At 33.8% G+C, this 18,372-nt stretch carries 23 protein-coding genes and 1 riboswitch; of the genes, 19 read left to right on the top strand and 4 right to left on the bottom strand.

Translation table 11 applies throughout. The features are described from left to right. Positions 1-284 precede the first annotated feature (284 nt). Positions 285-566, top strand: a complete 282-nt coding sequence (locus tag AC1Q8L_RS05550) for an aspartyl-phosphate phosphatase Spo0E family protein (protein ID WP_000495527.1) — start codon at positions 285-287, stop codon at positions 564-566. A gap of 29 nt (positions 567-595) precedes the next feature. Here the strand turns inward: AC1Q8L_RS05550 and AC1Q8L_RS05545 are convergent, their stop codons facing one another. Beyond that, entirely contained in the window at positions 596-2,092 is a 1,497-nt protein-coding gene (locus AC1Q8L_RS05545; RefSeq protein WP_025118332.1) for a DUF3149 domain-containing protein, read from the bottom strand. Between the two features lie 195 nt (positions 2,093-2,287). Between AC1Q8L_RS05545 and AC1Q8L_RS05540 the strand changes: the two genes are divergently transcribed. The 4 genes from AC1Q8L_RS05540 to AC1Q8L_RS05525 all read left to right on the top strand — a co-directional run bounded on the left by AC1Q8L_RS05540 (position 2,288) and on the right by AC1Q8L_RS05525 (position 5,480). Then, positions 2,288-2,734 (top strand): MarR family winged helix-turn-helix transcriptional regulator, encoded by a 447-nt coding sequence (locus tag AC1Q8L_RS05540; RefSeq protein WP_000203336.1) that lies wholly within the window; start codon positions 2,288-2,290, stop codon positions 2,732-2,734. Positions 2,735-2,893: 159 nt separating this feature from the next. Continuing rightward, entirely contained in the window at positions 2,894-4,588 is a 1,695-nt protein-coding gene (locus AC1Q8L_RS05535; protein ID WP_098311728.1) for a M3 family oligoendopeptidase, read from the top strand. 139 nt (positions 4,589-4,727) lie between these two features. Continuing rightward, entirely contained in the window at positions 4,728-5,261 is a 534-nt protein-coding gene (locus AC1Q8L_RS05530) for a DinB family protein (RefSeq protein ID WP_000941977.1), read from the top strand. A gap of 102 nt (positions 5,262-5,363) precedes the next feature. Further along, a complete protein-coding gene (locus tag AC1Q8L_RS05525; RefSeq protein ID WP_000038355.1) occupies positions 5,364-5,480 on the top strand; it encodes a DUF6254 family protein in 117 nt (38 codons plus the stop codon). 11 nt (positions 5,481-5,491) lie between these two features. Here AC1Q8L_RS05525 and kinB read toward each other — a convergent pair whose 3' ends face one another. Continuing rightward, positions 5,492-6,700: a sporulation sensor histidine kinase KinB gene (kinB, locus tag AC1Q8L_RS05520; protein ID WP_000964151.1), complete on the bottom strand. Its 1,209-nt coding sequence runs from the start codon at positions 6,698-6,700 to the stop codon at positions 5,492-5,494. Positions 6,701-6,906: 206 nt separating this feature from the next. Beyond that, positions 6,907-6,950: riboswitch (PreQ1 riboswitch) on the top strand. Positions 6,951-7,043: 93 nt separating this feature from the next. Between kinB and queC the strand changes: the two genes are divergently transcribed. From queC to queF, 4 genes are read left to right on the top strand one after another with little or no spacing between them, the layout of a single operon-like run. Further along, complete coding sequence (gene queC / locus AC1Q8L_RS05515) at positions 7,044-7,706, top strand: 7-cyano-7-deazaguanine synthase QueC (protein ID WP_000711595.1); 663 nt, start codon at positions 7,044-7,046, stop codon at positions 7,704-7,706. Next, on the top strand, positions 7,706-8,197 hold the full coding sequence (gene queD / locus AC1Q8L_RS05510; RefSeq protein WP_000368414.1) for a 6-carboxytetrahydropterin synthase QueD: 492 nt from the start codon (positions 7,706-7,708) through the stop codon (positions 8,195-8,197). The genes queC and queD overlap by 1 nt, the downstream gene beginning before the upstream one ends. Continuing rightward, positions 8,190-8,906, top strand: a complete 717-nt coding sequence (gene queE / locus AC1Q8L_RS05505) for a 7-carboxy-7-deazaguanine synthase QueE (protein ID WP_000036292.1) — start codon at positions 8,190-8,192, stop codon at positions 8,904-8,906. Before queD ends, queE begins: the two co-directional genes overlap by 8 nt. Positions 8,907-8,924: 18 nt before the next feature. Then, positions 8,925-9,422, top strand: a complete 498-nt coding sequence (gene queF, locus AC1Q8L_RS05500; RefSeq protein WP_001986050.1) for a preQ(1) synthase — start codon at positions 8,925-8,927, stop codon at positions 9,420-9,422. Positions 9,423-9,470: 48 nt separating this feature from the next. On the opposite strand, the gene AC1Q8L_RS05495 is transcribed toward queF, so the two are convergent. Further along, complete coding sequence (locus tag AC1Q8L_RS05495) at positions 9,471-9,656, bottom strand: YkvS family protein (RefSeq protein WP_001165082.1); 186 nt, start codon at positions 9,654-9,656, stop codon at positions 9,471-9,473. A gap of 260 nt (positions 9,657-9,916) precedes the next feature. Between AC1Q8L_RS05495 and AC1Q8L_RS05490 the strand changes: the two genes are divergently transcribed. Continuing rightward, positions 9,917-10,072: a hypothetical protein gene (locus AC1Q8L_RS05490; RefSeq protein ID WP_000461432.1), complete on the top strand. Its 156-nt coding sequence runs from the start codon at positions 9,917-9,919 to the stop codon at positions 10,070-10,072. Between the two features lie 88 nt (positions 10,073-10,160). After that, positions 10,161-10,763 (top strand): hypothetical protein, encoded by a 603-nt coding sequence (locus AC1Q8L_RS05485; protein ID WP_000703093.1) that lies wholly within the window; start codon positions 10,161-10,163, stop codon positions 10,761-10,763. A gap of 35 nt (positions 10,764-10,798) precedes the next feature. On the opposite strand, the gene AC1Q8L_RS05480 is transcribed toward AC1Q8L_RS05485, so the two are convergent. Further along, positions 10,799-11,377, bottom strand: a complete 579-nt coding sequence (locus tag AC1Q8L_RS05480; RefSeq protein WP_000619546.1) for a GNAT family N-acetyltransferase — start codon at positions 11,375-11,377, stop codon at positions 10,799-10,801. 334 nt (positions 11,378-11,711) lie between these two features. Between AC1Q8L_RS05480 and ykzS the strand changes: the two genes are divergently transcribed. The 8 genes from ykzS (at position 11,712) to AC1Q8L_RS05440 (ending at position 18,360) form a co-directional block, all read left to right on the top strand. After that, complete coding sequence (gene ykzS / locus AC1Q8L_RS05475) at positions 11,712-11,906, top strand: protein YkzS (RefSeq protein WP_000356686.1); 195 nt, start codon at positions 11,712-11,714, stop codon at positions 11,904-11,906. A gap of 99 nt (positions 11,907-12,005) precedes the next feature. Then, a complete protein-coding gene (locus AC1Q8L_RS05470) occupies positions 12,006-12,323 on the top strand; it encodes a hypothetical protein (RefSeq protein ID WP_000502199.1) in 318 nt (105 codons plus the stop codon). A gap of 477 nt (positions 12,324-12,800) precedes the next feature. Continuing rightward, a complete protein-coding gene (gene nrdI, locus AC1Q8L_RS05465; RefSeq protein ID WP_000959447.1) occupies positions 12,801-13,160 on the top strand; it encodes a class Ib ribonucleoside-diphosphate reductase assembly flavoprotein NrdI in 360 nt (119 codons plus the stop codon). Then, a complete protein-coding gene (gene nrdE, locus AC1Q8L_RS05460) occupies positions 13,147-15,231 on the top strand; it encodes a class 1b ribonucleoside-diphosphate reductase subunit alpha (RefSeq protein WP_001215839.1) in 2,085 nt (694 codons plus the stop codon). Before nrdI ends, nrdE begins: the two co-directional genes overlap by 14 nt. A gap of 81 nt (positions 15,232-15,312) precedes the next feature. Next, complete coding sequence (nrdF, locus tag AC1Q8L_RS05455; protein WP_001203025.1) at positions 15,313-16,281, top strand: class 1b ribonucleoside-diphosphate reductase subunit beta; 969 nt, start codon at positions 15,313-15,315, stop codon at positions 16,279-16,281. 215 nt (positions 16,282-16,496) lie between these two features. Beyond that, positions 16,497-16,877, top strand: coding sequence for a GntR family transcriptional regulator (locus AC1Q8L_RS05450; protein WP_000687503.1), 381 nt, complete (start codon positions 16,497-16,499; stop codon positions 16,875-16,877). Continuing rightward, complete coding sequence (locus AC1Q8L_RS05445; protein WP_098311727.1) at positions 16,874-17,572, top strand: ABC transporter ATP-binding protein; 699 nt, start codon at positions 16,874-16,876, stop codon at positions 17,570-17,572. Before AC1Q8L_RS05450 ends, AC1Q8L_RS05445 begins: the two co-directional genes overlap by 4 nt. Next, the gene (locus tag AC1Q8L_RS05440; RefSeq protein ID WP_000080431.1) at positions 17,569-18,360 is read left to right on the top strand and encodes a hypothetical protein; all 792 of its coding nucleotides are present in this window, start codon (positions 17,569-17,571) and stop codon (positions 18,358-18,360) included. The genes AC1Q8L_RS05445 and AC1Q8L_RS05440 overlap by 4 nt, the downstream gene beginning before the upstream one ends. The last annotated feature ends 12 nt before the right edge of the window (positions 18,361-18,372 follow it).

Below are 18,372 nucleotides of genomic sequence, written 5' to 3'. Positions count from 1 at the left end.
AAATTAAACAAAAAATGTCGAAGAAAAGTAGGTGGAAAATTAAGAATCCCCGGTTTACGTAGAATTTGTAAAAAAAGAAGATGAAAAAAATGTCTATTATTGCGAATGTATTTACAAAGATAGAATAATTTGTAATAATTCTCAAAGTGAGGGTAAAGATTTGTAAATTACAGGGAGAAAATGTTAAATTTTCTGATTCTTCAAATTTGCATATGATTAAGTAGTTAAAAAAGTCAATGGAGAAGTGAACTTGAGAGCATGGAAGTATAATAAGGGGGATATGGATGTTTACTGTAAAAAGGAAGTACACATTAGAAAAGCTTTCACGTGATATTCATATGAAACGTGAAGAAATGATTCAACTAGGATTAACAAGTGGGCTAAATAGTAAGGAGACAATTCAAGTTAGTCAAGAATTGGACAAGCTTATTTTACAATATCAGTGTTATAAAGAAAAACAAACACCGAAATGGTTTTCAATTATAAAAATACCTATTTTCCAAATCGGGTATGAAGGAAAATCAAATAATTTTTGGCGAATGCTTGTCGCTGGTTTTATGAAATAAGTATAATTACCCTTATAGGATAAGGATAATTATACTATGTGTAACGGAATTTCGATATGAACTGTCGTTCCTTCGTTTTCTGTACTGTCAATAAAAATATGCCCATTATACATCTCTACAATTCGTTTACATATGACAAGTCCAAGACCTGTTCCAGTATCTTTATTAGTAAAGAACGGATGAAAGAGGTGTTTTTGAATATGTTGTGGAATCCCTTTCCCAGTATCTATAATCTGCAATTGTGCATGTGTTTCATTGTTTTTTACTACAATGGTTAGTGTATCATTAGAAGTCATAGCCTCAATTGCATTTTTTGTAATGTTTAAAACCACTTGTTTCATATGGTCTTTCGAACAACGGATATGAACAGGATGGTCTGGCAAATGTAAATGGAATACAATGTTATGTAAATTCGCCTCAGATTGAATAATTAATGCTACCTCATTTAGAATTGTTCTTACATCATATGTTTGTTCGATGATGGCGGTTGGCTTTCCGAGAATAAGAAATTCACTTACAATTTCATTGATTCGCTCTATTTCTTGTTCAATTACGGAAAAGTAGAACTGATCTTGTTCATCTTTATATTTCTCTTTTAATAGAGCGACGAGTCCTTTAATTCCAGTAAGAGGATTACGGATTTCGTGTGCTGTACTTGCTGCAAAAGTTCCAACTAATTCAATTTTCTGTAGTTCGTTTTGTTGTCTTTCAAGTTTTGTTTGACGTTTTAACAACATATATTGAGCAAGTAAAAATAAAATAGACATTAAAAATAAAGTAGCGATACACTCTATTGCAACCCACTGGTATAAGGTTTTCTGATGAATAGGTAATGGAGAAACAGAGACCTTCCAATTTAATCTTTGGAGTGGGGTAGTAAGCATATTAGAATGCGTATCACTTGTGTCGTTATTATCATCGGTTAGAAACACTACATCATGTTTATCAGTTACCTCAAAATGGTATTGTGGTTTAATGGCATTTAAAGAAGATGAAATGTAATCAAAGCGTAAACTAGCTAATAATAATCCTGAGAGCTCTTTCTGTTTATTGAATATGGGGGTAGCGATCATAATAGCTTTATGTCCAAGAACGCGATCAGTAATGACTGATGATACAGTGGTTTTTTTAGTTTGTAGCACGTCTTGAATATATTTACGGTCTGAAACATCTATAGGCTTTGATTCATCTTCAGATGCGATTGTAATGACCCCTTCTGGTGTAGCGTAATATAAACCAGAAAAGCGTGCATCGTTCCCATCTGTATCATGTACAATTTGTTTAATGCCGTTTATATTACCAGTCTCGGTGCCTACAACTTTTGCAAGCATGTCTAAAGCAGAAATTGCTTCACCAAGATGATGATCTAAATAATCTCTATATAAAAAGAGAACTGTATGAGCGGATAATTTGTTTTCCTGTTTCATTTTATATGTATGATACGAATAAAATGTAGCACCAATCCCTATTGTCGGTAGGATAACAAGCAATATATATATAATTATGCTTTGGAATTTGACTTTCAAATGTGGTACTCCTTCTTTTTTTATTATCATTATATATAAACTATGTTAAAATTGTCATGTTTTTATTCAAGAATGATTCTTAATATATTAGGGGAGAGGAAATGGATGAGTGAATGCTCATTCGGAATTCACATGAAGTATGAAGTGGCATTTTCTTTTTATTGGTGAGAATTTAAGTGAAGGGTTGAAAGTTGTATGACATCAAATAATGAACGAGAAGATATTTCTCAATCTTTAAAAGTATTTATTGCATTATCTCGTGTACATCGTTCTGTTATGGATACTACAAATAAATCTATACAAAGTAACGGGTTAAATCCAACTGAATTTGCTGTATTAGAACTGCTATATCATAAAGGCGGTCAACCACTCCAGCAAATTGGTGAGCGCATTTTAATAGCCAGTGGCAGCATTACATATGTTGTAGATAAGCTGGAGAAAAAGGGATTAGTAAAGAGAATCCCATGTCCGAATGACAGACGTGTTATTTACGCGCAATTAACTGAGTCTGGCGAGAACTTTATTGCTTCTATTTTTCCGGGGCATGAGAAAGTTATACATCAGTCTTTTGAAATGTTAACGAAAGATGAAAAAGATGAATTACTTGATCTATTAAAAAAAATTGGGAAGTATGAAAAATAATAATATGTTCCAAAGGAGCTTTGGATAAATAAATCCAGGGCTTTTTTATTTGCAATGAACTCAGAGTAGTCACTGCCGAATTTTGTTGAAAATTAAGAGGGAATTCGAGAATACGTATTGAATTATAATAAAGGTATGTAATGGAGAGGAGGCTCGTTCATGTCATTTAAAGACTATGAATATAAACGCCCAAATATTGAAGAGTTAAAAGAGAAATTTACTGTTGCTTTAGAGAAGTTTGATAACGCAAAAACTGTAGAAGAACAAAAACAAGTCATTCATTCAATTAATGAAATTCGCAACGATTTTGGGACAATGGGAAACCTTTGTTACATTCGCCATTCTGTTGATACGACGGATACTTTTTATAAGGAGGAGCAGGATTTCTTTGATGAATACTCTCCAGTTGTACAAGGATATGGTACAAAATATTATAAGGCACTTATTAATTCTCCATTTCGTGAAGAATTAGAGGCGTATTATGGAAAACAATTATTTGCTCTAGCAGAATGTGATTTAAAAACATATTCAGATGAAGTCGTGAAAGATTTACAATTAGAAAATAAATTATCGTCGCAATATACACAGTTATTAGCATCCGCAAAAATTGACTTTGCTGGAGAAGAAAGAACGTTATCGCAATTGATTCCGTTTATGCAAGGAAAAGAAAGAAGCGAACGTAAAGTAGCAAGTGAAGCATACTACGGATTTTTAGCTGGAAATGAGGAAGAACTAGATCGTATTTATGATGAGCTTGTTAAAGTGAGAACGAAAATCGCAAAATCTTTAGGTTTCAAAACCTTTGTTGAACTTGGATATGCAAGAATGTACCGTACAGATTATAATGCGGAGATGGTGGCTAATTACCGTCAGCAAGTGCTGGATTATATCGTTCCCGTTACAACGGAATTAAGAAAGCGACAACAAGCACGTATCGGTGTAGAGAAGTTAGCTTATTACGACGAAAACTTTGAGTTTGCTACAGGTAACCCAACTCCAAAAGGAGATGCGGATTGGATTGTTGATCATGGAAAGACGATGTATAAAGAGTTATCGGCTGAAACAGATGAATTTTTCAATTTCATGCTAGATAACGATTTATTAGATTTAGTTGCGAAAAAAGGAAAAGCTGGTGGCGGATATTGTACATATATTGAGAATTATAAAGCGCCGTTTATTTTCTCAAACTTCAATGGAACATCTGGTGACATTGATGTATTAACACATGAAGCAGGTCATGCTTTCCAAGTATATGAAAGTCGTAAATTTGAAATTCCAGAATATAATTGGCCAACATATGAGGCATGTGAAATCCACTCTATGAGTATGGAATTCTTTACATGGCCATGGATGAAGCTATTCTTTGAAGAAGATGCAGATAAATATTACTTCTCTCACTTAAGTTCAGCACTTCTGTTTTTACCTTATGGTGTATCTGTTGATGAATATCAACATTATGTATATGAAAATCCTGAAGCATCACCTGAAGAGCGTAAGACAGCATGGCGTAACATAGAGAAGAAATATTTACCGCATCGTGATTATGAGGATAATGATTATTTAGAGCGCGGTGGTTTTTGGCAACGTCAAGGGCATATTTATAGCTCACCTTTCTATTATATTGATTACACGCTTGCTCAAATTTGTGCGCTACAATTTTGGAAACGTGCAAGAGATAATAGACAAGAGGCATGGGAAGATTATGTGAATCTGTGCCAACAAGGTGGAAGTAAATCGTTCTTAGAATTAGTAGAAGTTGCAAATTTAACATCACCATTTGCTGAAGGCTGTGTGAAAAGTGTTATTACAGAAATTGAAGCATGGTTACATGCGATTGACGACACAAAATTGTAAAAAACATGCGCTTTTTTTCACATGTTTAACATCGACATAATGGGAAAATGATGAGATAATAAAAGAAAATTCAGAATGCTAAAGAGGTGTTTCTAATAAGGAGCACCTCTTTTCACCAACAAAAAGGGGGGAAAGAAGTATGCTTCAATCTAATATGGATGTGAGTTTAGAAAGTTTAGTAAGCTCATTACAGTCTACTCGAAGCACGCTATTATCAGAAATTGAAATGTTAAATGATACAGAAGTGAATGTAAAGCCACGCCGTGATAAATGGAGTATTATTCAAATTTTACACCACTTGCATTTAGTTGAACAATCTGTCACGTCTGCCCTTGTATATGCTTTACAAAAAAATGAAAGAAACATGACTCCATTTAAAGACCTCCAACTTACGCTTGATCGCACACATAAACGAGAAGCTCCTCAGCAAATGCAACCAACAGAAACTTTAATGAAAAAACAGCAAGGAATTCAATTACTAGAACATTCACGACAAGAACTATTACATGCGCTTCATAGTGTTATAGATGAAAAAGATCTATTTGAAAATGGATTAAAGCATCCTGTTTTTAATGATCTGAATTTGTATCAATGGGTTCAATTTCTTGATTTGCATGAACAAAGACATCTTACGCAATTAAAAGAGGCGAAACATGCAATTTTGCAGCGCTAAAGTGGAAGAAGTGGGAAACCACTTCTTTTTTTGATACGTGCATAGTTTTCTTTCTTATTTTGGAATACTACATGGAGAAAGAAAAGAAGGAGTTGAAAAAATATGTCTAAGAAGAAGCGAGAAGAAGAGCGCGCCTGGAAAGCGCGTAAAGAAAATCAACAACCGCACGGAAAAGTGAAAGCTTTTGCTGAATTAGTTGAAGGAACAGAAAAAACGTGATGATTATTTCATCACGTTTTTTGTATGAGTGGAAAAGTTAATAAAAAGGTTGTACCGATTCCTTTTTCACTTATAATATCAATTTTTCCATTCATAGCTTGAACAACACTGAATACGACCATCATTCCAAGTCCAGTGCCTTTTTCTTTCGTTGAATAGAAAGGCGAGCCAAGACGTTTTACTTGTTCTGAATCCATACCGACTCCTGTATCTTTTATGTATAACTGAATATGCTTATGATCAGGAACTAATGTGAAATAAAGATCACCGCCTTTTGGCATAGCCTCAATGCAATTTTTTAAAATATTTAATAAACATTGATTTAGTTTTTGCTTTTCTCCAGCGATAAAAAAAGAAGTGCTTTGCTTTATATAATGAGTACGTACATTTGTTAAATTAGCAAGCGGTGTAATTAACGACAATGCATGTAGTAATTCTTCTTCTAACTGTAATGTTTGTTCTTTTTCAATGCTTGGTTTAGCAAAGGTTAAATAATCTGTAAGAACATGATTTGCTTGTTCAATGCCGTTAATGGCAATGTCGATATATAATTTTCGTTCCTGCTCAGTGCATGTATCTGATTGTAACAGTTGTAAAAACCCTTTTGTTGAAGTTAATGGATTGCGAATTTCATGAGAGATAGACGCTGCCATTTCACCAATTAAATGAAATTTTTCAGCATTTATAAGTTCGTTTTGGAGACGAACTTGAGTTTGTAATATGTGTAGTAAATATAAAATTAGAATCGTACCAAGCATTGAACATAACTCATACACAATAATATGCGGTATATAATCAGTCTTATTTGTAACCTTTGAAAGGAAGAAGGGTATCCAACTAAATCCGTATGTGAGACTGTAGATAATAGCAAGTGTTATTTTTATACGATTAGAAGTTCGATTGAAAAATTTATATGTTAATAGTAGAACAATAAATAGAAGAACAGAACCGATAAGAGATGGGAAAACACCGATCCCACCTAATAATAAGCGATATATGTTTAATACAACTAAGATAGAACCACCAGCAATAGGCCCTCCCGTTAATGTACCGACAATTAATACAATATGGCGCATATCAAATTGAAAACCATTATTTGTTTTTGCTGCAAATGTAATACAGAGTACGGTAGCGAGGCAACAGAGTACAATGAATATAGCTGAATTTAATTTAGGAGAGCGTTTCCCTTTTTGATTCCAAAATAAATGATATACGAGCATTGTAATCAGGATGAATAATATATTTAAAAAGAGATAAATAATAAAGGATTTCAGTGGGATGCCTCCTCTCTTCTTATATTAAATTAATCATACTATAAAATGAAAGAAATGAAATGATAAATAGCGGAAAAATCAGAAATTTTTACGCTAGTATACAATATGTTACAATAAGCTGTGTCAATGAAAGAAGAAATTCCGTGCACCGCGCGGGAGAGGTTCGCGAACTCCCTCTATAAAAAACTATGGAAACAACAATATCTTTAGGTATTGTTTTGTTTTTTTATTGTGACAGTTCAAGAACGTTCTTTCTTCTTATTTATAGTAGAGAAGGAGAATGAGTGAAATGAAAAAAGAAAAAGCAGTTGTTGTTTTTAGTGGAGGACAAGATAGTACGACATGTTTATTTTGGGCAATAGAGCAGTTTGCAGAGGTAGAAGCTGTAACATTTAATTACAATCAACGTCATAAGCTAGAAATTGATTGTGCAGCGGAAATTGCAAAAGAGCTAGGAATAAAGCATACGGTACTAGATATGAGTCTATTAAATCAACTTGCTCCAAATGCGTTAACGAGAACGGATATGGAGATTACACATGAAGAAGGTGAATTGCCATCGACATTTGTAGATGGACGAAATTTACTCTTCCTATCATTTGCTGCTGTATTAGCAAAACAAGTTGGAGCACGTCATATTGTAACAGGTGTATGTGAAACTGATTTCAGTGGTTATCCAGACTGCCGTGACGTGTTTGTGAAATCGTTAAACGTTACTTTAAATTTATCTATGGATTACCCGTTTGTCATTCACACGCCACTTATGTGGATTGATAAAGCTGAAACATGGAAATTATCAGATGAACTTGGAGCATTTGAGTTTGTTCGGGAAAAAACATTAACATGTTATAACGGAATCATTGGTGATGGTTGCGGTGAATGTCCAGCATGTCAACTTCGTAAAGCAGGATTAGATACGTACCTACAGGAACGCGAAGGAGCGAACAACTAATGGATAACTTTTTTGGATTTCGCATCGTAGAGAATTTGCAAAAAATGGACAAGGATATTCAGCGTAAACAACTCAAATACCATAATAAAAGAGTAATGGTCAGCAAGGAATTTACATTTGATGCAGCACACCATTTACACTGTTATGAAGGGAAATGTAAAAACTTACATGGTCACACATATAAAGTTGTATTTGGAATTAGTGGATATGTAAATGAAATAGGTCTTGCAATTGACTTTGGAGATATAAAAGAAATTTGGAAGAATGAAATCGAAATTTATTTAGATCATCGTTATTTAAACGAAACGTTACCTGCAATGAATACGACTGCTGAAAATATGGTCGTTTGGATTTATGAAAAGATGGCAGAAGCACTAACAAAAGAGAATCGAGTGAACGAATATAAAGGAGCTCGCGTTGAATTTGTTCGTCTATTTGAGACGCCGACTAGTTATGCGGAAGTAAGACGGGAGTGGATGCTCGATGAGTAAAATCCCTGTCTTAGAAATATTCGGTCCGACTATTCAAGGTGAAGGAATGGTTGTAGGGCAAAAGACAATGTTTATCCGTACAGCTGGTTGTGATTATAGCTGTGCTTGGTGTGATTCTGCTTTTACGTGGGATGGATCAGCTAAAGATCAAATTAGACAGATGACACCAGAAGATATTTGGGATGAGCTTGTTGCAATTGGAGGAGAAAAATTTTCTCATGTTACGATTTCAGGCGGAAATCCGGCATTACTGAAAAATATTGAGTTTCTTCTTTCAATATTAAAAGAAAATGGAATGCGAACGGCAATTGAAACGCAAGGGAGTAAATGGCAAGATTGGTTACTTCAAATTGATGAGGTAACAATTTCTCCAAAACCACCAAGTTCGACGATGAAAACAGATTTTCAGAAGTTAGATGCTATTATTCAGAAACTAGCAGGAAAAGATATTAGTTTAAAAGTAGTAGTATTCGATGATCATGATTTTGAATATGCAGTTAAGATGCACGAACGTTATCCAGGTGTACCATTTTTCCTGCAAGTAGGAAACGATGATACAAAAACAGTGGATGATGCGATGCTTATTAAAAAATTATTAGATAAGTATGAGTGGCTGATTGATAAAGCTGTAAATTGTAAAGAGATGAATGATGCAAAAGTATTGCCTCAGCTTCATGCGTTAGTATGGGGAAATAAACGCGGCGTCTAACGAGAAGGGATGTTTAAAATGACTGGAAGATTAGATGAAGATTTAAAAGATGTAACATTATTAGGAAATCAAAATACAAAATATTTATTTGAATATAGCCCAGAAATATTAGAGGTATTTGATAATAATCATCCAAACCGTGATTATTTTGTAAAATTCAATTGTCCTGAATTTACAAGTTTATGTCCGAAAACAGGACAACCAGATTTTGCAACAATTTATATTAGCTATATTCCAGAGCAAAAAATGGTAGAGAGTAAATCTTTAAAGTTGTATTTATTTAGTTTCCGCAATCATGGTGATTTCCACGAAGATTGCATGAACGTTATTATGAACGATTTAATTAAATTAATGGATCCACGTTACATTGAGGTATGGGGGAAATTCACACCACGTGGTGGCATTTCAATTGATCCATACTGCAACTACGGTCGCCCAGGGACGAAGTATGAACAAATGGCTGACTACCGCATGATGAACCACGATCTATATCCGGAAACAATTGATAATCGTTAATAGAAAGAAAGAGCCTGTATAGTATACAGGCTCTTTCTTTCTATTATATTATGCATTTTGATTAATGACAGTATAGTTTTTATGACTTACAACTGTAAGAGGTTCCATATCTAGTTCTCTAAAATTCTTCATAATTGTTATATCAACAATAACAGAGTTTTGATTTACTTTTTGAACACGGCCTTGCATTCCACCTTTAAATTCGATGATATCTCCAGTTTCTGCGATCTGCATAAGCAACTCTCCTTGTTACAGTTTTCCCAAAAAAAGAATAAATTTGGGTTTTTTTATTTCCTCCTATTTTGAACCATATTTCCTACTTTGTAAATGTTTCCAAAGTAAAAATTCGAAAAATATTCACTTTTTGTAAGAAAATATGTAGAAAATCCATGTTATTTGAAAAAAATAGCAAAAATGCGGGAATCTTTATATCGAGGTATAATGAAAAAGTAGAATAACCTGCTGAAGTGGGAGAAATTAGAGGCGGTAAAATGATGTTTGAATTTGTGGGGAGTGTTATAGCTTTAATTTTATTTTTATTTTCTTATATGCATTTAAAAAAGATTCGTCAATATGATACGAGTACATATTTTGATGGGATGGATGGTATCCATGCTTCGATAACGCATGATAGTGGTGGGGAGATGTAAAGGTATATGACTTTCTTTTCTTGCGTGGTATGATGTTTAGAACTAGTGCATAATAGAGTTCGTAAGTGATGAATGGAGAGTGAAAAGAATGAAGATTTCTTTTATTCGTCATGGTTGTTTAGGTCGTATAAGAGAACCGATGACAATTAATTCATTTCACGAATGGATGAAACAGTATGATTCCGAGTCAATGATACAAAAAGCTAAAATGCCGATAGAAACAATAGAGGCAATTGAAGCAGCGAAATTTGTCTTAACAAGTGATCAAAGGCGTGCTGTACAATCAGCAGCTGAATTAACGGATTCTTTATCTTTTATGCAAAACTCTCTTTTTAGAGAAGCTGAAGTTCCTTCATACTTTTTTGCTCCGAAGTGGTTGAAATGCACAATTAAGGTATGGATGTTCATTGGGCGCACATTATGGATACTTGGCTACCATAAAGATGTTGAGTCTTATAAGGAAGTAAGAGAGAGGGCAAGGCAAGCGGCTTACCTGTTACATCGTTATGCTCTCGTACATGGAAGTATTGCTCTTGTAGGTCATAATTATTTTAATTCGATGATTGGAACGGAGCTGAGGGCAATGGGATGGTCTGGTTCTCCTATTTTGCATAGAAAGCCATGGGGATGTACAACATATACGTTTCACGAGGCGATGGATGGAAATATATTAAATACGAATTTAACATAAAAGCACACGATTTATATAAATCGTGTGCTTTCTTTTTAAGATATAGAAATTTTGACGTTTAATGGTTTTACGAGATGAGCATAAGGTTCGCCTACTAGCATAACAATTTCATCTTTTTTATAACCTAACTTTTCGTATAGTGAATAGGCGCGTTTGTTTTCTAAATTAACAAGTAAAGCGATTTTTTCATGCCCTTTTTCAGTTGCATAGATTTCGGCAGCTTCAATTAATTTAGAACCAATACCTTTTCCACCGTGTGCACTTGAAACTGATAATGTATCAATGTAATACTCATCAAGCTCAGCTTCTTTTTCTAACGTAATCGATTCATCTTTATGTAATTCTCTTAAGTGATGTACAATTGGTGCGTCAAGCTGTGTTGCTTCACTACCGTGATAAGCGACAATAATTCCAACTGCACTTTCGTCTTGTTCATAAATAAAACAGTTTTCGTAGCTCAGACGGTTATTTTCTTTTGAGAACCATGTCTCAAGTCCTAGTAATACTTCTGCTTCAACTGTGCTACCTGTGATTTTTTCAGCAATTTCATGCAGAGCATTATACAATAAAGGAGCTATTGCCATTGCATCTGTCTTTTTTGCTTTCCGAATCATAGTATCCCTCCTAGTTCTATTTGTATATTGTAGCATAGTGGTATGGAACTTTGCATAATTGAATGCCGAAATGTTTGATATAGAGAAGTAGCTATGTTAGTATATGATATTTAGTGGACATATAGTAAAACGATATTGTTTGCGAAATAACGAAAATAAAATCATGGCATAACAACAAGATAAAGTGAAATGTTAATCAGTAAGATTTTTTGTTCATTCCACGACTGATTAGTAGTCAACACCAATCGGACTACCCGCAAATAGCGGGATAATTTTACAGTTGTTGACCTATAGAATATACGATAGAATAAAATATTGCAGAGAGGTGAAATACATGGATAAAGAATTAGCAAATACAATTTTAGATCAGCTGAAAAATGGTGAAATAACGGAGTATGTTGTTACGAAAGATGTATTTTATACGTTCAGAGAAGTTGTTGTAAATAGAGAAGACTTTAAGCATTTCATTGGTAACGCACAGCGAGGCGGGCAAGTGATTTATACATATTCAGAAACGCCACGTTCATAAAGGGGAATTTTGATCAGCAGGGCATCCCTCACTGATTAGTAACCTTCACCAACTGGACGTTTAATGCGGAATAAATAAAAGATAAAGGAGAGGGGAATTATGGGCGATTTTAAACAAGGCATTTTACCACATTGGGATTATATGTGGAAAGATAGAGCCGGCAATAGATTTATGGGAATGGTTATGTATCCAGAGAAACGAAAATGTTCAGCAAAAATGCTTCAGAAAATAAAAAGAGCATATGAAGAAGCGATAGAAATTAAAGTAACTGTACAAGTTCAACATACATATCAGTATGTAGAAGGAATGATTGTATACTTTGATGAAGAGGCTCCTGTATGTACAATGCTTGATAAAGATGAAAATCCACATCACATATTTGTAAAAGATATTTTGCGTATTGAGCACTCTGAATAAACTTTTCATAAATAAATTGAAGTTCCATAATAATAATCTTTTTCTATAATAGTTATCTTTTAGTATGTAACGAGAGACGAAAGTATATGTATAATATATTTAATAAGGTAAATTTGATAAATGTAATCGTTTTTTAGAGCAGATTATCGTTTTATATCTGTTCTTTTTTGCGTGATGCTGGAGAAATATATTTCTTCAGCATCTACCGTTTTATGACAAAATATATTGTTAACTTTTTTAAAAATAAGGTTAAATTCGTTGACAACTTTTTTGAAAAGCACTTTATTGACATGAGTTTTAGAATGTTGTTTCATAGTCATTGTATTGAAAAAAAACGGCTATCATGTCGAAAAGTAAAAGTTAAAAAAAGAAAGAATTTATACATATATCTTGTGTCTTATTTTGAAACGTAATACAATATATAGAGAAATCAAGAACAACATATAGAGAATATAGATTTGAGAGGGAGGGTCGGAAATGTTAGTTGCATATGATTCTATGACAGGAAACGTGAAGCGTTTCATTCACAAATTAAATATGCCGGCCGTTCAAATTGATGAAGATCTAGTAATAGATGAAGACTTTATTCTTATTACGTATACAACAGGTTTTGGCAATGTACCAGAACGTGTTTTAGACTTTTTAGAGCGCAATAATGAAAAATTAAAAGGCGTATCTGCAAGCGGCAATCGTAACTGGGGAGACATGTTCGGTGCAAGTGCTGACAAGATTTCTACTAAATATGAAGTGCCTATTGTATCAAAATTTGAGTTATCTGGAACAAATAACGATGTAGAATATTTTAAGGAAAGGGTGCGGGAGATTGCGACACATTGAACTGAATAATGAAATCACGCAAATGCAGGACGGTTTTTATCAGCTTCATAAAGATAAAGAGGCATTAGAAGTCTTTATGGAAGAAGCTAGAGAGAATACCGTTCCTTTTAATAGCGTGGCAGAGCGAATGGAGTATATGAAAGAACATGATTACTATTACAACGTTCTGGACGAGTATAGCTTGGAGGAAGTAGAGGAAGTATATAACATCGCTTATGGTGAAAACTTCGAGTTCCAATCTTATATGGCAGCATCTAAGTTCTACAAAGATTATGCGTTAAAAACGAATGATCAAAAACAATACTTAGAAAGCTATGAAGATCGTGTAGCAATTGTTTCATTATACTTAGGACGCGGTGATGTTTCGAAGGCAAGACAATTCGCAAGCATGATTGTAAAACAAAACTACCAACCAGCGACACCAACCTTTTTAAATGCGGGAAGAAGCAGAAGAGGAGAAATGGTGTCTTGTTTCTTGTTAGAGATGGACGATAGCTTAAATTCGATCGGCTTTAACATTAATACTGCGATGCAATTATCGAAAATCGGCGGGGGAGTAGCTTTAAACTTATCTAAGCTACGCGCACGTGGTGAGCAAATTAAAGGTATCGACAACGCTGCAAGTGGTGTAGTACCTGTTATGAAATTGCTTGAAGATTCGTTTTCATATGCGAATCAACTTGGCCAACGAAAAGGTGCCGGTGCAGTATATTTAAACATTTTCCATTGGGATATTATTGAATTCCTTGATACAAAAAAAATAAATGCCGATGAGAAGAGCCGTATTCAGTCTCTATCAATCGGAATTATCGTTCCAAGTAAGTTCTTTGAGCTTGCTGAGAAAAATGAGCCTTTCCATGTTTTCGCACCTTATACGGTTTATAAAGAATATGGCAAGCATTTAGATGATATTGATATTGATGAAATGTACGATGAATTAATGAGCAATCCGAAAGTGAAGAAGAAGCCACTAGATATTAGTGCACGTGATATGCTTATTAAAATCGCTATGATTCAGCTTGAGTCTGGTTACCCATACTTAATGTTTAAATCAAATGCAAATAATCAACATCCATTGAAGGATATTGGAACTGTGAAGATGTCGAACTTATGTACAGAAATCTTCCAGCTTCAAGAAACTTCAGAAATAAATGATTACGGTACAGATGACATTATCCGTCGTGATATTAACTGTAACTTAGGATCGTTAAATATCGTAAACGTAATGGAAAATAAAGAAATTCGTGAAGCGGTTCATGCAGGAATGGAAGCTTTAACAGCTGTTTCTGATATGACGATCATTCCGAATGCACCAACCGTGAAAAAAGCAAATGACGAGCTTCATTCAGTTGGACTTGGAGCAATGAATTTACACGGGTATTTAGCAAAAAATAAAATCGCTTATGAAAGTGCAGAAGCGAAAGAATTCGCTCGTACATTCTTTATGATGTTAAATTACTACTCTATTGAGAAAAGTATGGAAATCGCTACAGAAAAAGGCGAGACATTTAAAGACTTCGATAAATCTGATTATGCGAATGGCACATACTTTGAAAAGTATGAAACGACAGATTACAGCCCAGTAACTGAAAAAGTTCAGCAACTATTTGAAGGAATTCATATTCCAACAAAAGAAGATTGGACAAGTTTAAAAGAGCAAGTGCAAAAGAATGGTTTATACAACTCATATCGTCTTGCCATTGCTCCAACACAATCAATCAGTTACGTTCAAAATGCAACTTCAAGCGTAATGCCGATTGTAAGTCAAATCGAATCAAGAACATATGCGAACGCGACAACATATTATCCAATGCCGTATTTATCAAAAGATACGTTCTGGTACTATAAATCTTCTTACGATATGAATCAGTTTAAATTAATTGATTTAATCGCAGAAATTCAAGAACATATTGACCAAGGAATTAGTACAATTCTTTACGTTAATAGTGATATTTCAACACGTGAATTAGCACGTTACTACATCTATGCACATAAAAAAGGCTTAAAGAGTCTGTATTATACGAGAACACGTAAATTAAGCGTGGAAGAGTGTGTGGCTTGTACCGTTTAATATAAAAAGTGAGACATGATGAGCAGGGTTTTCTGAACCCTGCTCATGCTTAGTTATCATATTTAGAGAAGGGGCGATTTAATGCGTGCGGTAAACTGGAACAAAAAAGAAGATGATTTTAGTTTAATGTTTTGGAAGCAAAACATCGCTCAGTTTTGGACAGAAGAAGAAATTGCGGTTTCGTCTGACAAAAATACTTGGGTGCAATTATCGAAAGAAGAGCAAATTGCTTATAAGCGTGTATTAGGTGGTTTAACACTTTTAGATACGAAACAAGGTGGCGAAGGAATGCCACTTGTACTTGTTCATCTTGAAAATTTACAAGCGAAAAGTGTATTAGCTTTCATGGGAGCTATGGAAGAAGTACATGCGAAGAGTTACAGTCATATCTTTACAACGTTAGCTACTGAAGAAGAAATTGATGATATTTTTGACTGGGTAGACAATCATCCATTACTTGAGAAAAAGGCCGGTATTATTACTGGTTACTATCGTCGTTTGTTAAAGCCTGAAGTAACGAAAAAAGAGCTATATATGGCAATGGTAGCAAGTGTGTTCTTAGAAAGTTATTTATTCTATAGTGGATTCTTCTATCCGCTTTACTTAGCTGGTCAAGGAAAACTAACAGCAAGTGGTGAGATTATTAACTTGATAATTCGTGATGAGTCAATTCACGGCGTATTCGTCGGTATTTTAGCACAACAAATCTTCGCAGAACTTTCTGCAGAAGAGCAACAAGAAGTGCAAAAAGAAACACAAGAGTTATTAATGGAACTATATGAAATTGAAATGGCCTATACAGAAGAAATTTACACTTCTATCGGTCTTGTAGAAGATGTAAATCGTTTCGTTCGTTACAATGCGAATAAAGGGCTTATGAACTTAGGACTTGAGCCGAAGTTTGAAGAAGAAGAAATTAACCCAATCGTTTTAAATGGTTTACGTACAGATACGAAAAACCATGATTTCTTCTCTGTAAAAGGAAATGGTTACGTAAAAGCAACGAACGTTGAAAAGTTAGCTGACGATGACTTCGTGTTTAACTTTTGATATAGGATTATAAAGAAAAGCTGTCTTATTCATTGATAAGACAGCTTTTCTTTATAATTTTGTTTACATAACACTATTATTTCTGTATAGCGATTTATGTTTGGGAAGTTCTATTCGGTTAACGGATAGAACTTTTTGTAATTAAATGGGTATTTACAAACTTTTTGTATCAGTGTATTATTTAACTAGTACACTGATACAAAAGGAGGGAAGAAATGAAAATAGAGTTTTCTCCAAATATACCAATTTACATTCAGGTAATGGAATACATAAAAAAAGAGATCGTAACAGGACATTTATTGCCTGGTGATAAAATTCCCTCTGTCCGTGAATTAGCGAGTGAATTACAAGTGAATCCAAATACGATTCAGCGTACATTTCAAGAGCTAGAACGGGATGGAGTTGTTGTAACACGTAGAGGAATGGGACGGTATGTAACGAATGAAGGGGAGAAAATTATGGAGCTGCGAAAAGAGATGGCGAAAGAATTACTTCATTCTTTTATAGATGGAATGGACAATTTAGGTTTTTCAGAAGAAGAAATTCTTACAATTCTTCGTTCTTCATTACATGATAAGAGGGAGGAGAGCCAATGACAGAGCTATTAAAAATAGAAAACTTATGGAAGAGATACGGATTAAAAGCAGTGATCCGTGAATTAAACATAGAGATTACGGAAGGGAAAATCGTTGGGCTTGTTGGAGATAACGGGAGCGGGAAAACGACGTTATTGAAAATGATTGCAGGCTTGCAACACCCTTCTGAAGGCAGTATCACAATAGACGGTAAAAAGGTAGGATTACAGACGAAAGAAATCGTTTCATTCATGTCCGATAAGCCAGTCTTTGATGATTGGATGACTGTAAAAGACGCTTTATTTTTCTACCGGGATTTTTATAAAGACTTCGATATTCAAAAAGCGGTAGATACGATTGCAGAATTTAAAATACCGTTAGAAGAAAAAATTACAGCATTGTCAAAAGGTATGATAGAGAAGCTGCAAATCATTTTAACATTTTCTCGAAAAGCGAAGCTATACGTACTGGATGAGCCATTGGACGGGATAGATCTTGTTTCTAGAGAACATGTACTTGAGTTAATACTTAAATTTTATCGTGAAGATTGTACGCTACTTATATCGACTCATTTAATAAGAGAAATCGAAAATATATTCGATGAAGTAATCTTTTTGAAAGATGGAGAAATAATATTACATGAAAATGTGGAAGAACTACGATTTCAAAAGGGGAAAGCAGTACATGAGCTGTTTAAGGAGGCCTATGAGAAATGAGTCAGCTTTTTCTTTATCTGTATAATTGTAATAAGAGAAAGATAGCCATTATTTACTTTGGTTTTATTACAGTTTCATTAATTCTTTTATTTAATATGAAAGGAGTTTCAGGAGTTAGAATTTCAGGTAGGCAAGATATAATTATTATTATATTCTTTATCGTACTAGGTATAAATGGATTTGCAATTCTTTTAACAGGTATATCGTCTTTTCGGAAAATGTTAAAAAATTCTATGCTACGTTATACTTCTATTTCAGCAAAAAAGTATATATGTGCAAATATTTTATTCTGTGTACTACTCTTTATGATTTTGCTAGGAATAGGAATCATTTTTCTATACTATTTTTCTTTAAATATTTACAATGGAAAAACTAATTTAGGTATTCAGCAAGCAATACACAGTTTATATAATTATGGAATATTACATCATATGTTATCTATTTTCTTATGGGGACTAGATTTTCTTAATATGCTAGTTTCTATTTATTTTATTATAGTAATTGTAAAACTATTAAATGTGAAATCATCGATGAATAAAGTTGCTTGTTTAGTTTTATTCGTCATTTTTACCGCATTTAATGGAGGAATAACGTATATTTTTCAGCAAATAGAAAAGTATGTGTTTGCTATAAATAATATTGGATTTATAGATCAAAATGGTTTTTTAAATACATCATTTTATTCTGGTACAGAGATTACAATTTTAAATCTATTTTTTAATTGTTTATTAACAATTATATTACTAGTAGTTACAGGTCACATAGTCGATAAAAAACTAGAAGTCTAAAGGAGGAATCAG

Source organism: Bacillus sp. GW823-FHT06A11, assembly GCF_058795355.1.
The sequence above is the reverse complement of the archived record's forward strand: the minus strand, read 5'-3'. Positions and strand labels throughout refer to the sequence as shown.

What these genes read in the sequence shown, in the direction of transcription:
- AC1Q8L_RS05525 (WP_000038355.1), top strand. Translation starts at nt 5,364, where the DNA reads ATGTCTAAGAAGAAGCGAGAAGAAGAGCGCGCCTGGAAAGCGCGTAAA.
- queC (WP_000711595.1), top strand. Translation starts at nt 7,044, where the DNA reads ATGAAAAAAGAAAAAGCAGTTGTTGTTTTTAGTGGAGGACAAGATAGT.
- queD (WP_000368414.1), top strand. Translation starts at nt 7,706, where the DNA reads ATGGATAACTTTTTTGGATTTCGCATCGTAGAGAATTTGCAAAAAATG.
- AC1Q8L_RS05530 (WP_000941977.1), top strand. Translation starts at nt 4,728, where the DNA reads ATGCTTCAATCTAATATGGATGTGAGTTTAGAAAGTTTAGTAAGCTCA.
- AC1Q8L_RS05495 (WP_001165082.1), bottom strand. Translation starts at nt 9,656, where the DNA reads ATGCAGATCGCAGAAACTGGAGATATCATCGAATTTAAAGGTGGAATG.
- AC1Q8L_RS05485 (WP_000703093.1), top strand. Translation starts at nt 10,161, where the DNA reads ATGAAGATTTCTTTTATTCGTCATGGTTGTTTAGGTCGTATAAGAGAA.
- AC1Q8L_RS05540 (WP_000203336.1), top strand. Translation starts at nt 2,288, where the DNA reads ATGACATCAAATAATGAACGAGAAGATATTTCTCAATCTTTAAAAGTA.
- queF (WP_001986050.1), top strand. Translation starts at nt 8,925, where the DNA reads ATGACTGGAAGATTAGATGAAGATTTAAAAGATGTAACATTATTAGGA.
- nrdF (WP_001203025.1), top strand. Translation starts at nt 15,313, where the DNA reads ATGCGTGCGGTAAACTGGAACAAAAAAGAAGATGATTTTAGTTTAATG.
- AC1Q8L_RS05535 (WP_098311728.1), top strand. Translation starts at nt 2,894, where the DNA reads ATGTCATTTAAAGACTATGAATATAAACGCCCAAATATTGAAGAGTTA.
- ykzS (WP_000356686.1), top strand. Translation starts at nt 11,712, where the DNA reads ATGGATAAAGAATTAGCAAATACAATTTTAGATCAGCTGAAAAATGGT.
- kinB (WP_000964151.1), bottom strand. Translation starts at nt 6,700, where the DNA reads ATGCTCGTATATCATTTATTTTGGAATCAAAAAGGGAAACGCTCTCCT.
- AC1Q8L_RS05450 (WP_000687503.1), top strand. Translation starts at nt 16,497, where the DNA reads ATGAAAATAGAGTTTTCTCCAAATATACCAATTTACATTCAGGTAATG.
- AC1Q8L_RS05490 (WP_000461432.1), top strand. Translation starts at nt 9,917, where the DNA reads ATGTTTGAATTTGTGGGGAGTGTTATAGCTTTAATTTTATTTTTATTT.
- AC1Q8L_RS05470 (WP_000502199.1), top strand. Translation starts at nt 12,006, where the DNA reads ATGGGCGATTTTAAACAAGGCATTTTACCACATTGGGATTATATGTGG.
- nrdI (WP_000959447.1), top strand. Translation starts at nt 12,801, where the DNA reads ATGTTAGTTGCATATGATTCTATGACAGGAAACGTGAAGCGTTTCATT.
- AC1Q8L_RS05440 (WP_000080431.1), top strand. Translation starts at nt 17,569, where the DNA reads ATGAGTCAGCTTTTTCTTTATCTGTATAATTGTAATAAGAGAAAGATA.
- AC1Q8L_RS05445 (WP_098311727.1), top strand. Translation starts at nt 16,874, where the DNA reads ATGACAGAGCTATTAAAAATAGAAAACTTATGGAAGAGATACGGATTA.
- queE (WP_000036292.1), top strand. Translation starts at nt 8,190, where the DNA reads ATGAGTAAAATCCCTGTCTTAGAAATATTCGGTCCGACTATTCAAGGT.
- AC1Q8L_RS05550 (WP_000495527.1), top strand. Translation starts at nt 285, where the DNA reads ATGTTTACTGTAAAAAGGAAGTACACATTAGAAAAGCTTTCACGTGAT.
- AC1Q8L_RS05480 (WP_000619546.1), bottom strand. Translation starts at nt 11,377, where the DNA reads ATGATTCGGAAAGCAAAAAAGACAGATGCAATGGCAATAGCTCCTTTA.